The sequence below is a fragment of the Vibrio alfacsensis genome (assembly GCF_019670485.1).
In the GTDB taxonomy this organism is placed as follows: Bacteria; Pseudomonadota; Gammaproteobacteria; order Enterobacterales; family Vibrionaceae; genus Vibrio; species Vibrio alfacsensis.
In genome coordinates this window covers 2,008,829-2,022,806 of the sequence record NZ_AP024165.1, presented here as the reverse complement: position 1 = coordinate 2,022,806, position 13,978 = coordinate 2,008,829, and the positions used below count along the sequence as shown (strand labels likewise).

The following is a 13,978-nucleotide window of genomic DNA, read 5'->3' as shown; positions in this document are numbered from 1 at the left end:
TCTACTTACTTCTTAATGGGGGCGAAAAAATCGGAATCTTCAGTAAATGTTGGTGGAGTTGGTTTAGACATTTGGCCTTCAAATGGTACAGGTTCAAAAAGAAATCTTTGGGACCACTGTGATATCTTTAGTTTACCCTTTGCACCTGATAGTTGTGTTTCTGTCGGTAATGACAACTCAAACCTTACTTCCGATTTCTTTTTATCAATCGTGTATAAAAACACCCAAGTTTGATGACTGTCTACGTTACTCTGTATTTTGTCAATAGTTGTAGTATCTTCAAACAGGGGATAGTTAGCCTCGACGATATTTTTTGTAGCTTGACCTTTTTGATTACGAGTTCTGGGTTGAACGTCATTATCAAAACCAGTATTGGAATCGCCACTTGTGACAACAATTGTTAATTGTTGGTCAGCATTAACTAGTTGAGCCATGCCATCACGATGGATAGACTTCCAACCCATGCCCTGATCTACAACCATTTGGCGGAAAGATGCAACGATCTCTTCCCAAGCTCTTGAACCTCCTGCCGTGATAGGATGGAACTTGTTGACACTTGTGTATTGAGCAATCCCACTTAATATTGCATCTGTAAACACTTGTGTTTTGATACCAAGAACAGATTCTTCTTGTATGGAGCCATTTTCTTGCTCCCAAACTTTTACTAAACTGAAGTTCATGAGAAAACCTTATCTATTAAAATTTGAACTTAATTCGAGTTGCAACGCTCATTTCCTATTTTAACCTACCTTTGTAGGTTAAAACAAGAAATGAACTCCCGTTTGATGAGCTGTTATCAAAGTTATTTCTGCAAACTGTGACTACTTGAGTAACCTTTCAATCCAATGTTGAATCCTTAGTAAACTGAACTACATGTATCTAAAAATTTATAGATAGAGCTCGCTTTTTTAGCATCTTTGGACGGTATGAGAGGTTTAGCAGAAATGTTTAATAACTATGTGCAGATGCCCTAAATTAGGATCAGAGCAAAATGTCAAATAGTCCAATATGCGTAACTTGAAACTAACAGCTTAGTTCCTATCGCGACCCAAAATACTACTGAAGAGGGGAGAGCTACTACTCACTTTATTGGGAAAGTTCAATAACAAGCAGTCTTTGCCGTACTTTTTTCAAGAAAACTAGAGCCGAATTGAAATATAGATCAGAGATTTAAGGAGATCATTGTGACAACGCTTAATCGTATTGAGATGCACATTAAAGCCTCTCGTCGCTATGTCTTCGAGCGGAAAGACTTTGCTCACTTTGCCAGCTACTCTCAAATTAGCCGCAGCCTTAAACAGCTGATTAAAAAAGGTATATTGATGAGAGTAGGGTATGGCTTATACACCAAAGCCACAATAAACAGCTTAACGAACAATCCAATGCCGACCCACCCTGGTGGTACGGATGGGGTGATGTTAGAAATCTTGAAGAAACTTGGTGTTCCTTTTGAGATAGACCAAATGTCATTGAAAAGTATCAATGGTCACTCCAATCAGATCCCCGCTTCGGTTCAGTATTCTTGGGATCACAAAGCATTTAGTCGTGAGGTCAAGGTAGGTAACCGAGTTCTATGTAGTACTCGAAAGCGCTCCGATGATTGATCCAAAGATAATCAATGTAACTCAAACACTGGAGGAGCACTGTTCCGATTTAAGACAGTATTCCAGAAGTACCTTATCGCATAGTTATAATCTCGCTTTGTGCTGAGAGCATAATTACTGTTTCGTTTGATAAAACCAGTAACGTGGTTGCGACCAATTTGATTGATTCTTTTCACTGCATGCTCGTGCTCGGCAATGTTTAAGACTAACAACTCAACCCTTTTCGCTTGCTGCTTTCTTGATTTCTTTCCTCCTTTTCTTTTTAAGTCCCCTAGTGGTTTATGGAGATCTTTCAGGATGTTGTACATAAGCAGTTCCTCCAATCAACCTAAGTAAGCGTTAGTGATGTCTACTCTCGCATGCCCTAGTGACGTTGCAACGGCATAGCGTGCTCGATAATCGAGCTCTTTTGCTCGTTGGTAGGTTGAGCCGATTGCTGAAGCAATGTGTTTGATATGCTCTCGACCTCGTGAATGCTTGCACAGCACTGGAGCCAAGATATTGTTTTGACCAGATAACGCTCTCATTACTTGCGTGTATTTATGTTGTGCGTAGTGATGCCTCTCCTTGTGTGGGCTATAACCTTTGATTTTTGAGTATGCTGAATAGCAATGACTTCGGAATTCTTTATAGGACAGGTTCTTTGGGATCATTGAACGATGGCTTCCCTGAATCTGTGCCGCTTTTTTGAGTGCTTCAATCTGAGCTTTTGATGTTATATCTACGATCCTTGACCTGCCTCCTTTTGTTCCATCGATGATATTGACATGAGAAGTACGCGTCACAGGATTGAAGTTTCGATCCACTTGGGTAAGTAGGTCCGCTGGATTGCATTTTACAGACTCTTCAAACCGCAAACCGAGCTCTCTTTGTATTTCAGAGAGAATAGAGAGACGTTCATCTAAGAGAGACTTGGCATGTTGATGTAAATCCTTGCTACAGGCTTTTGATTGCTCTGCTATGTGACTCCGGTTGGGGATATTTGTTTGTGCAGCAGTCACTCTGACGAGATTATCTTGCCTCATTTGAGCGATCACTGCGTTGACTGAACTTAAGTAGTCGTGGGCAGATGATACGCTGAGAGAACCATCTTCAACTCGCTCTGCTAACTCTTCGGCATATAGGAGAATGTGGGAGTTTTCAATTTTCCGAGAATCATTGATTGAAAAGTTATCGACGCAGTATCTTGCAAACTTCTCGAACCGATCTGCATTTTGTTGTGCCGTGGAATAAGACGTTGTCTTTGATTCACAAGCTTCAGTCATTGCATTTCTTCCTGCACGAGCCATATCACGGCTGCGCAATCCGTGGTTTCTAGCTCCGGTATTGCCTCTGGTGAACATGCTGCTTTCCTAATTAAAACAAGATTGTTAAGAGCGGTGGCTTAGGCTGAGTATTCATACTTTGATGAAGCATCAAGCCTTGGATGTTAAGTGTTATTGCGCATTTCATACTTGCGCGTGTATTGCTCTTTTGTGTGAGGATGTCCGATCCTCTGCGTTATTCATTGGTATTGCTTTACGGTGGTTTGCAATCAATTTGTCTGGCGGCCACATCGCATGCTTTCAAAAGCTCCAACCCTATTGTTTGCCCGTATGTTGTTGGGCGTTTGCTTCGCAAACGCAGCCAAAAATGAGTCTATGCTCATATTTCGTGCATTTTCGTTTTTCGAAAAGGCATGGGAAGTCCATTTAATCAATGGCTTAGAGGTGGTCGTAGTGTCCGTCTATGTCGACATAGACGGACCATAGCTAGCGACTATCGTGAAATGCTGTATCCAAGAGTCAGTCAATGCACAGCGCATTTCACACAGAAAGTAGCGATGTTTAAACGACGTTTCAGTATTGCAACGCTTGGCGTTGTCATTGGTTCTTATCATTGATGATAAGCAGGAGGGTTGTAGTGAATTTAAGCACTACTTGAGTTCAAGACGCAGGCTCCTGTGGCTTGCGTTTGTGCAACTCGAAAATGTCAGCAACGGTTGCAGAGGTTAATTACTCATTTCTGAATAATGCTTCGAACTATGTCGAAAGTAGTTATTGACCTAGATATGAGAGGTCAGGCTCGCGCAGCATTTAGCTGGCTGTCAGATCTGGACAACGGCAGTGTCGATACGTCAATCCATATCATTTGGAAAGAACATATCATAGGTTCTCTCTTAGCTTAACTTAGCTAAACTGCTGCATTTAGAATTAGTCAGGCAGTTTTGGGGTGTTTAAACGAATAAATTCAAAATGAGGCAGACTCGAAAGGTTATAGAGCAGTTATAAGTTCGTCTTTCGATCTTATATGCGACGGATGATCACACTAAGTAAGCACATTGTCTTTGACTTGATTTTAGTATGGTAATTAATATGAGATTGATTCCATATTTTGTGTTTTTAACCATCACTATTTTTCCAATGTTGAGGTGTGCATGAGAAATCGTTCTATTTTTGGGTGGAAGCTAAGCGAGAGTAGAGTTGTTTCTGTTGTTGAGCTAGAAAGTGGCACTCAGGATGACGTTGTCTGCCCTTGCTGCGGAGACTTCATGGTTGCCGCACATAGTGATAAAGGCATAGCTAGCTACTTACGCCATCAAAGTAACGCAGAATGTCGCTATTCGTATGAAACCCAGTTGCATTTGAGTGCAAAGGAGTTCATTGAACGGGAGAAGCTCATTCCTCATCCATATTCCAGTGGCATTTTTGATTCTAGTGATTGTGAAATGGTAGGTGTGAAAAATGTCCGTCTAGAGGTCTATCGAGACGGTAGGATTCCAGATATCGTCTGCCAGATCGGTAGGGAAGAGTATTATGTGGAAGTTACTAATACTCATGAAACCCCACCAGATAAAATAGTGGACTTTCGAAAGCAGGGTAGGAGTGCCCTTGAGTTATTTCTTGTTGGGTTGGACTCAGATTCGCTGCTGAACAGCTATGAAAATGTAAAAGTTCAGATAACAGCATTAAATCCGCTAAATCCATTCTGGGATTTTATTGAGCAGCAAGCTGCGATGAGTATCAGCAAAGAAAGAAGTATGTTGTTGAGAAAGATAGCAAGGCATCGCAAACAAGTTCAAAGAATCACTGATAACATTTCTGATCGTGAGGAACAGGCTGAGGAAAGGGTAGCCCGAATCAAACAAAGAGTTGAAAAGTGGCAAGAAAAAGAGCGGGAGCAAAAAGAGCTCTATACGCAGATAAAGTCCCTCGCGAACGACCTTCAAGTAGCGGTATTGCGGCTTGAAGAAGAGAAGTCATCTTTAAATCAAGAATTAGAACAACTCAAGCAAACCATTTATCTTAACAAGTTAGAAGCGGGAAGAATCATTAACAATGCGAGAGTTGAAGCAGAACAACAACGTGAAAAGGTCAGAGTAGAAGTTAGAGATGATGTTCTAGCTGAGTTAGCGTCGGAAATAGAAGATGCTAGAAAGAATGCTCAAATGATTACCGAGAATGCTCTAAAGCAAGAGCTATCAGTGGTTGAAAGCGCTCAAAGAACAGCGCAACAAATATTGGATGGAGCGCATTACAAAGTCACGAGTGAGCTTGAGGCTGCACTAGATAGAAAAGGTGTATCAAGTGAAGCGTTGACCGAGTTAGAAAACCGTGTCAAATGGTTAAGGCAAGAAACGGAGAGTCTAGAGGAAAAGAAAGCTGAGCTAGAGAGTGGGGTGAATTTAGATGAACTTTGGAGTAAGCAGCAACACTTGCTAGGTGTGATTGGCAAGGAGACAAACCGTTTGAATGAGCTTAAAGAAGTTGGTGATAAGTATGTCAAGATCATTAATGATATTGCCATAGACTTTAAACAACTAGATACTGCGGAGTATGCCTCTCTTTTGCCGGAACGTATTCAAAAGAAAATAAAAACTCATCGAATGATCTTAGAGATGCAAAACTCAATAGAATACGAGCCGTTGTAACTAGCGGTATGTGCTTCGGAGTCTATGACTGTTACCAGCATTCGAGCAGAATAGAAATATTGATTAGTTCTGCTCCTACTCAGATCAGAGATAGGAGTCTTTTCTACTATACTTACCCTAGTGAGTTAAAACGGGACAAGGTAAAATTAGCTAGGGTGTATGCGTAATGAAATGCTTTTTTCTACCCAACTTGTAAGTTGAGCATAAATTCAAAGAGTTATATTTCTAGGTGTTAGGTCTCACTCGCCACATTCTAAAAGGTCTGATTTATCAGGCCTTTTTTCATTTCTAGAGCCTAGTGAGCTGCCAGAGGGCACAATGGAGCGCACAATGGCACATCAATCTTCACAATATTTATCTTGTCGGGAATGTACGTATTTAGTACATGGTAGGACAGGGACCTATTCTTTTCGTTGGAATGTTTCTGATAACGGAACATATCGACAGACCAAACTCAGCCTAATAATCCGTATCTATCTTAAGGCAATCCATTTAGCTTCAACGCTAGCATTACAAATAACGTCGACAGAAAATGTTACGCCTGAAGATGTTCAAACCATATATAGAGAGTTTAGGGAGAGGCCAATGAGGTTCCGATAGGCGACTTCTTTTGTCGCCTTGTCGTTATATTCTTCTTCTTTCATAGTTCGTCATACATAATTGACGTCTTGCTTCTGACCTGATCTTGAAGCAGTAAACTACAGAGATTGAAATGAATAAACTCATCACATTGGCGGCGATTAGTATTAGCTTCACCGCATTTGCTCAGGATGAAGAGCCCCTTAGTCCCATCGTTTATGGTTTTCACCATAATGGCAATATCATCAACCCTAAATGTATCAACTTACTCCAAGCCTGGAATAGTGAATCTCCCCAGTACGGCATTATTCTCCGTTCAGTCATTATTGATAGTTGCCAAGAGAGTAACCTTGCGTTTAAAGGGCGTGATTACCACGTATCTTCGGATGGTTCGGTTTCTTATTATGAGGACCCGGATGATGGACATTCCTACTTCAAATATAAAGTGCTGGGTAAAACGGAGCGTGGTGTTTTTGCTTTAGCCCATTCTGGATACATTGGTCTGTATCGGTTAGAGAATCAGCCCGTAGATTTTGATTTTAACTACTCAAACGAGCAAATGGTCAGTGTTTTAACTAAGTTAAGCCAATCGTGGGTGCCTTGTTTTCGATCTGCACAAGTTAAAGGAAACCAATTGCAAGTGATAAAACACGTTTGGGATCCTGCAGCATCAAGGGCGGAACAGTGCTCAGAAAAATTAGAAACGGCCACATTTGATCTTTCACATTTTTAAATAATGGCTTTGTGTGCAGAACACGATATTAAAAGAGAAATGGTAATGACTGAACCTACCCAACTTGACCCGATTGCTTCGTTTATGTCGGGTAAAACACCAGACAGCTTGGGGCGATATATCTCAGAGATCCATCAGTTTACCCATTTTTGGCTGGAGCATGATCATAAATTCATCCAAGTGTTGTTTCCGATAGATGATGGGCATAAGTTCAATCGACATGCTCCGTTGGTAACCCCTGAATCAAGGCTGGTTTTTATTAATAGTCATGCGTTACGAGAAGCGCATCTCCGTTCTTTGGATCTCATGCTTGATTACTATGGAATGCAGCGAGTCGGGTTGAGTATTGAAGTGCGAGATGAACTCGCGCCTCATTCACACGATTGGCTAAAGCCGAAAAATCATAATCAGCTTCGCATCACTCGAATGATTCGCAGTTTGTATCTGTTAGGCAATGAGGAAATTGCAGTAAGTTTCCAGCAAGTGTGCGTCCGAGAGGGGCGACGAATCGGTACGATCACTCTAGACACCATTGAGCATTGGGAACGTGCGACTCAGTTGCCGTGACCGGTGATAGATGACAAGTGTTGAAACGTTTAGCCAAACCTACTTGGCTAAACGTTGTAATTTTTTGTTAATTATGAGTATTTCAACACTCAATGCCGTACATGCTTAATCCCGCTTTAAGGTTCTCAATTATCTTTTTTCGAAGCGTTGTTGGGGTTATCACCTCGATGATATTGGCATGCTTCATTAGCCACCACTCAAAGGTGTGACTGTCACGCACATCGGCTTCTATCGTGGTATAACCGTTTTCATTTGAGAGGATTTTTTGATCTGCTGAGAGCAACGTTTCTTCGATAAGGTGTAGACCATGATAGTTTTCGATTCTCAGCACGACCTTTTGCATCTCTCCTCCAGAAAAGTGGCGCGCGTTCTTCTGTACATATTCTCGAACATCAAATTGGCTTAATGTCTTCGTACTACTAAAACCAAGCTTTAGGCTATGGATGCGGTGCAGAGCAAAAGTACGAAACTCATCAAGTGTGCCAGGAACCAGCCCAACCAGATAAAAACTATTCCCGTAGAGGAATAATCCTAGCGGAGTAGAAGTGTAATTACTCGGTGTAGCAGCTCCTCGTTTTTGATAAGTAAATGCGATGTCTTTCTTATTCAGCAGTGCCTCTTCAATAAGTTTGAAGAACGCATTGCCGACCGTTGGCGCGAGCAGTGGGTATTCACTTTGGAAATAACAAAATCGTTCACGCCACAGTTTGGTTTGTTTGGTATTAACTTGCGTAAGTGATGAGAAAATCGAATCGACATCGGAGCGTAACGTAGGCGGCAGCATCGATTTAATTTCTTTCTCTATGATCTGTAAAGAAACCACCGAAGACATACCGTCAGGCTTGATGGGATGACGGTGTCCTTTTGCGACTTGGTACACGTATGGTCTACTTGTGTCATCCACCTCAATACTCGCGTGATCGGCCACCACACTATTTATACAACGTTGAACCGTGCGCAGTTGGCTTTTTTCATCTGCTTTGTCACTTAATAACCCCGAAGTTTGCAATCGCTCTTTGATGTCTAAGCTAGAAATGCGCTCTGGGTAACAGGGAATAGACTCTAAAACTTTTTGATAACGTTGTATTTGTATGCTCATTATCGTGCCATGAAAAATTGTACGTTTAGGCGACATGAATTGTCGCTAATATAAATAGTATAGCGTTCATAGACAGCAAATAGGAGCGCTAAAAATGCAAGTTCAACCACACTTTGAGAACAACACAAACGATAACTTCGCTTTTCTTAAAGACGGCCTGGAAGAGTTGTATAACCAAGCGGTGCTAGCCGAGCGATATTACTTTACCGATCCGCAATCAAGCTTGGTAAAAATGCGTCTATTTGTTGAACTTGCATGCCATGAGCTAGGAAAGCACTTTAAACTTCGCCCACCTGTGCATGGTGATCTCTCGAACAAAATCAAAATGCTTCAAGCCTCACAGTGCGTTGAAGAGTGGGTGATTGATGAGATGAACCAGCTGCGACATGATGGCAATCGTTCTGTCCATATGACTGAAGTGAATGGCGCTTATGTTGCCAAGCTTTCGGTTGCTCGCTCACGTATGAAAAAGCACATGAATAGCCTCTATGAAATAGCTCATTATGTAGGGCAAACGGTGTTAGGCACGCCGACGCAGTGCTCTTATACATGGCAAGAGCCAACCTATTGTGACCTAAGTGAGTTCATTGTTGATGCGTTAAAAGGCTCTAAAGAAGCCAGTTATTACCTAGCCAATAAGTTCTATACCGAATTACTCGAAATGAGTATTCAAACGGGTGAGTCACGCTGGTGGCAAAAAGAGCAATACCTCGATAAGCAAGCGGATCTGAGTTACTGGCTAGAGAAAACGCACCGTCAAGGACACCCTCAAAGTTGGTTGCTATTGGCAAAATGTTACTCAAATAAGTTACTGCAAGAAGATTCGACGCGTAATGCGAAATCCTGTTTTAAGCTGGCGCTAAAAGAGGATGAGCAAGGGGAGGCCGCGTTTGAGTTTGGTTCATTCCTTATTGAGCGTGAAGAACCTAAGCTCGGGGAAAGCTATATTCACCAAGCCGCCGAACAAGGCTACCACTCTGCGCTTTCGTTCGTGTTGAGTGCTGCATTTAAAACCGGCGATGAAAAAACGTATTGGCTCGAACGTGCTCTCGAACACCGCTTGCCTGAAGCATTTACGGCCGATGTCATGCTCAAGCTTGAGGCGTATGAAATCGAGCAAACCGATGAGTCGCTTAAGGCATTGCGCTCAGCATTGGTTTCAGGCCAAGCACGTCGTGCACCTGCAATTGCGTTCTTCCAATCTTATGTGGATCTTGTCACTAACAAAGTGTCGGACACACAAAGTGCACAAAAGAAAATGATCGAGGCTTATGCGTGCATGCCAACGTATTTAGACGTAGAGCTACGTCTATTTAAACAAATTGCACATGATGCCGCTTATTATGATCAGATGCTGGATATCTATCACAAGGCATTAAAACAGGCGGCGAATGAGTTAGAAGCCGCTGATGTTAAGTACTCTATCGTAAAACAAGCGCTTGTTGTAGCAGCAGAGAAGTTTAAGGTCCGTGAGGGAGTAAAAACGCCCAAGCCCATTCCTACTTTGTTAAAAGAAGCCGCAGATGCCGGGCATGCAGAGGCTCGCCGCTTCGTGAACAGCGCAGAGGGTAAAGCGGTATTGAAGAAAATTGGTTTCACCTCTCAGGGGAAAATGCAAAAAGACGCAGCAGAAAAACAGAAGAACAAACGTAAGCGCAAGCTAGCAAAGAAAGCGAAGCGTAAGTGAGCATCATATTTTAAAAAGAACGTGAGTCATAAGATTCATCTAACAACCGTCAGTTGGCAAATACGTCAGAGAGTTACATGAGTTGGAAAAACTAAAATAATATCAAATGTTTAGTCTAGATAATGGAATGGAATAACGTGTATTTTGATGAAGATTTATTAACACCATCCCCTCTATCAGCAAGAGGTTATTTAACATATTGCGGACTTATGGAGTCTCCTCCAGAGCATTGGGAGGAGTGTGGTGATTTGTACCTATGGGAGAAATTGCGTGATTTTCTAGGGAGTCGATCTGTTCCCGAAGAGTCGGAAGAACTCCGCAACTGCGTCGCTTGGGCCTTTGAAAATTACACGGGTAAATCAATAGACTCTTGTAGTGATGTCGCTCTTTCTAAATATGTAACGCAAAATAGTGATAGCGCCATTACCGTGAGTACTGAGTTTTGGCGAGAAACGGTGATCCCCCTCTTAATTGAACGAAGCAAACAACATTTTTCAAGGGGAAGAATCGATATATCTGGAATATACGGAGAAATTAGAGATCAGATACGCGTGATCAGAACTGATGATTCAATAGTGATTAAGGTGTTAACTATTAAGTGGTCTGGGCCTCATACTCCGATTTCTGAATGGATTACATTCAAGGAGCTACCTTTAGATTGTAAAATAGAAGTTGAATACGCAAAGGTGTTACGTAGTAAGTATTTTAAATTTTGTGATTATTGTTTTACTTACAATAATGCTGGTCATATGTTCGAGAAAAGAATGTGTCAGGGTTGTGCTAGCCGCCATCGAGGTGTGGTGTATTAGGCTTTGAATTATCAATGACTAACAATTTTCATTTGCCGAAAAATCTGAGAGTAAACGAACTTGGAAACAGAAAAAGAATATCAAATTTCACGTGCAGCTGGGGCCTTACTAGGATTAGCGGTGGGTGATGCGTTAGGCACGACTTTAGAATTCAAACCGAAAGACAGTTACACCCCTTTGACCGATATGGTAGGCGGTGGCCCATTTGGTTTGAAAGCAGGGCAGTGGACCGATGATACATCCATGATGCTTTGCCTTGCAGACAGTCTGATTGAAAAAGGCTGTGTTGACCTTGATGACCAAATTCAGCGATATGTTCGCTGGTATCGCCATGGTGAAAATTCGTGCACGGGCAGTTGTTTTGATATTGGCATGACCGTCCGCACTGCGTTGGTGAGTTATGAGAAAACAGGCATCCCAGAGTCGGGCTCTACGTCTCATCTTTCTGCGGGTAACGGCAGCCTAATGCGTGTTGCACCCATTGCCTTGTTGTTTGCTCATCAGAGCGAGGAAGCGGCGATGGAAGCCGCCAAGTTGAGCTCATTAACAACCCACGGAGAAGAGCGTTGTATACAAGCGTGTGAATTGATGACACTGTTAATTCACCGATTGTTAAACAGTGAACATCTCTCTGATCCTAAAGCGTTTTTAGAATCGACACTGCCGGATTATTTAAAGTATTCAACTGATTGCCACCCAGAAATGCGCGCGATCGCTGAGTGCGAGTTTTTTAGTAAATCGAGAGATAGCATTAAAGGCACTGGTTATGTCGTTGCTTCATTAGAAGCCGCACTATGGTGCTTTACAAATAGCGATTGTTTCGAAGATGGCGCTTTACTGGCTGCAAACCTGGGTGATGATGCTGATACCACCGCGGCTATATTTGGGCAGTTAGCAGGGGCTTACTACGGAGCATCAGGCATACCATCAAAGTGGCAGAGTCAGTTAGCATGGGAAAGTCAAATTCGCGAAACAGCCATGTGGTTAATTCAACGCCCAAAAAATCAGCGCATCAGAGATTTCGTTTCTGCTGTCGCAGCACAAATTGAGATCCAAAAATCAGCAAACATAGCATTGTACTCGATGGCTTATGACTATGACTTAATGGTCATTCACATCAACTATGATGAGCCATTCTTTATGAAAGAAATCAATACACTGGAAGATTTCAATTTATGGTTGAGCGAGGCGTCATTCCGAGATTGTATCTGCTGGATGATACGCCTTGTGCGCTCGGAGCGCTTTTGGGATGGTGCGATTGAAGAAAATATCAGAAACGGCGCCGTGACACTTTGGTTAAAAAACATGTCACGTTTACTTAAGTTGGATGTGAAATAAACAACCTGAAAAGAATAACTCACGTTTTAGTATTTTTATTTTGGAGTAAAACCTATGGCACAAGCAATTGTGTTTATATGCTCTTCATGTGATGAATGCATCGAATCATGGTCTAGTGGCAATCCATACTATATTGATGAGAATGGAAAAAAGAAGTATGCCTATCACCCAAATATGGACGCATTATCACGCTGTATTGGCAGTGATGATCCTCATATTTGCCTAGGCTGTGGTCATGATTTCATGGTGGATTCACTCGCACCAACAACGGAATGTCCAAAATGCCAATCCAGTAATATCAAGTCTGAGTATGATGTAGAAGGTGAAGCATGTCCGTACTGCAAAAAAGGTGTGTTTGAGCGAGGTATTCCTCCTTTGAAAATATCGTAAAGTCATGGGGAGGGGTTAGGAAAGGTTCAATACGAACTGAATGATGGGTTGATAAGATACGTTCTTGTCATCAATGCTCGCGCCTTTGGCAATAACATCAAAAAGCCAAATAGTTAAATAAAAGAAATGCTTACAGTGGAAAGTCGTAAACCATGTACCTAATTGATGTCGATAACAACTCTATTGTTGAAGTAACAAAGAGTACCTTTAAGGAACATTCATTCACAGAGCGAAATCACTTGCAAGAGTGGATTGCTAAGCACCCTGCCTGCCTTGGTGAGGAGTTGCTGATTATTCAAAAAGAGTTTAGTGACTTTGGTGATACGAACGAGCGGTTAGATTTACTTGCACTTGATAAAGATGGAAACCTAGTCCTGATCGAAAACAAATTAGATGACTCTGGAAAAGATGTGACTTGGCAGGCTATTAAGTATGCATCTTATTGTTCTAATCTAACAAAGAGTGACATTATAACAATGTTTCAGGGTTACCTTGGCAATAATGAAGCTGAGGGGATTTTGTGTGAATTTTTGGAGTGTAGTGATTTAGATGAAGTAGAAATCAATAGAGGGAATGGCCAGCGCATCATATTGGTGTCAGCTAAGTTCCGCAAAGAGGTAACTAGTGCTGTTACATGGCTGTTGACTCACGGCTTACAAATTCAATGTTTTCAAACCTCAGTACATACAATCAATTCGCTTTTGCTATTCAACGTAGAGCAAGTAATTCCGGCCAAGGCTTCCCAAGAATTTACGATGGGCCTTCAAGCTAAGGCGGCAACTGAGAACCAAGATAAGCGTCAAGCTAAGAAATCGAGTGCTCACCGCAATGCGTTTTGGGATAACACAATGGCAATTTTGAGTGAGCGTGGTGTCAACATCTTCCATAATAGTAAGTACGCAGGTGATACTTGGATAGATACAGGTACGGGTTACCCATCTTGCAGATACACCATGTTTTACACGAAAGGTGCGATGCGAACATATGTGGGTGTCGCAAGTACCAGTGTCGAGAAATGTAATGCTATTTATGACCGACTACATAGTCACAAGGCACAGATTGAAGAGCGCATTAGTCAAGAGTTGTTATGGGTACGAGGGGATGATATCAAGCTTTCCAAAATAGGAGCAGAGCTTAAGGTTGATCTCACAAATCCAGACAATTGGGATGAAGTTGGCGAATGGATAGCTACAACCCTAATTAACCTACAGAACGGCTTTGCACCAGTCTTTAAGGCACTAAAGGAGCAGAAGTAATCGTTC

14 protein-coding genes are annotated in these 13,978 nt (G+C 42.0%); 10 read left to right on the top strand and 4 right to left on the bottom strand.

Annotated features, from left to right (window positions below):
* Positions 1-5 precede the first annotated feature (5 nt).
* On the bottom strand, positions 6-680 hold the full coding sequence (locus VA249_RS09305; protein WP_221067796.1) for a hypothetical protein: 675 nt from the start codon (positions 678-680) through the stop codon (positions 6-8).
* A 504-nt stretch (positions 681-1,184) separates the two neighbouring features.
* Between VA249_RS09305 and VA249_RS09300 the strand changes: the two genes are divergently transcribed.
* Positions 1,185-1,604: a DUF6088 family protein gene (locus VA249_RS09300; RefSeq protein ID WP_221067795.1), complete on the top strand. Its 420-nt coding sequence runs from the start codon at positions 1,185-1,187 to the stop codon at positions 1,602-1,604.
* An 11-nt stretch (positions 1,605-1,615) separates the two neighbouring features.
* Here VA249_RS09300 and VA249_RS09295 read toward each other — a convergent pair whose 3' ends face one another.
* Together VA249_RS09295 and VA249_RS09290 are read right to left on the bottom strand one after the other, a co-directional pair.
* Entirely contained in the window at positions 1,616-1,912 is a 297-nt protein-coding gene (locus VA249_RS09295) for a hypothetical protein (protein ID WP_110416385.1), read from the bottom strand.
* A 15-nt stretch (positions 1,913-1,927) separates the two neighbouring features.
* Positions 1,928-2,947, bottom strand: coding sequence for an integrase domain-containing protein (locus tag VA249_RS09290; RefSeq protein WP_221067794.1), 1,020 nt, complete (start codon positions 2,945-2,947; stop codon positions 1,928-1,930).
* 680 nt (positions 2,948-3,627) lie between these two features.
* Between VA249_RS09290 and VA249_RS09285 the strand changes: the two genes are divergently transcribed.
* The 4 genes from VA249_RS09285 to VA249_RS09270 all read left to right on the top strand — a co-directional run bounded on the left by VA249_RS09285 (position 3,628) and on the right by VA249_RS09270 (position 7,393).
* A complete protein-coding gene (locus VA249_RS09285; RefSeq protein WP_155485321.1) occupies positions 3,628-3,771 on the top strand; it encodes a hypothetical protein in 144 nt (47 codons plus the stop codon).
* A gap of 249 nt (positions 3,772-4,020) precedes the next feature.
* A complete protein-coding gene (locus tag VA249_RS09280; RefSeq protein ID WP_221067793.1) occupies positions 4,021-5,514 on the top strand; it encodes a hypothetical protein in 1,494 nt (497 codons plus the stop codon).
* A gap of 712 nt (positions 5,515-6,226) precedes the next feature.
* Entirely contained in the window at positions 6,227-6,826 is a 600-nt protein-coding gene (locus VA249_RS09275; RefSeq protein WP_221067792.1) for a hypothetical protein, read from the top strand.
* Positions 6,827-6,871: 45 nt separating this feature from the next.
* On the top strand, positions 6,872-7,393 hold the full coding sequence (locus VA249_RS09270; protein WP_221067791.1) for an opioid growth factor receptor-related protein: 522 nt from the start codon (positions 6,872-6,874) through the stop codon (positions 7,391-7,393).
* Positions 7,394-7,475: 82 nt separating this feature from the next.
* On the opposite strand, the gene VA249_RS09265 is transcribed toward VA249_RS09270, so the two are convergent.
* The gene (locus tag VA249_RS09265; RefSeq protein WP_221067790.1) at positions 7,476-8,492 is read right to left on the bottom strand and encodes a helix-turn-helix transcriptional regulator; all 1,017 of its coding nucleotides are present in this window, start codon (positions 8,490-8,492) and stop codon (positions 7,476-7,478) included.
* Between the two features lie 94 nt (positions 8,493-8,586).
* On the opposite strand from VA249_RS09265, the gene VA249_RS09260 reads away from it, so the two are divergent.
* The 5 genes from VA249_RS09260 to VA249_RS09240 all read left to right on the top strand — a co-directional run bounded on the left by VA249_RS09260 (position 8,587) and on the right by VA249_RS09240 (position 13,972).
* Positions 8,587-10,179, top strand: coding sequence for a DUF4145 domain-containing protein (locus VA249_RS09260; RefSeq protein WP_221067789.1), 1,593 nt, complete (start codon positions 8,587-8,589; stop codon positions 10,177-10,179).
* A 122-nt stretch (positions 10,180-10,301) separates the two neighbouring features.
* Positions 10,302-10,988 carry a hypothetical protein gene (locus VA249_RS09255; RefSeq protein WP_221067788.1) on the top strand — a complete coding sequence of 229 codons (687 nt, stop codon included), beginning with the start codon at positions 10,302-10,304 and terminating at the stop codon, positions 10,986-10,988.
* A 60-nt stretch (positions 10,989-11,048) separates the two neighbouring features.
* Complete coding sequence (locus VA249_RS09250; protein ID WP_221067787.1) at positions 11,049-12,326, top strand: ADP-ribosylglycohydrolase family protein; 1,278 nt, start codon at positions 11,049-11,051, stop codon at positions 12,324-12,326.
* Between the two features lie 54 nt (positions 12,327-12,380).
* Complete coding sequence (locus tag VA249_RS09245; RefSeq protein WP_221067786.1) at positions 12,381-12,716, top strand: hypothetical protein; 336 nt, start codon at positions 12,381-12,383, stop codon at positions 12,714-12,716.
* A 239-nt stretch (positions 12,717-12,955) separates the two neighbouring features.
* Positions 12,956-13,972: a DUF4268 domain-containing protein gene (locus tag VA249_RS09240; protein WP_221067785.1), complete on the top strand. Its 1,017-nt coding sequence runs from the start codon at positions 12,956-12,958 to the stop codon at positions 13,970-13,972.
* Positions 13,973-13,978: the final 6 nt, after the last annotated feature.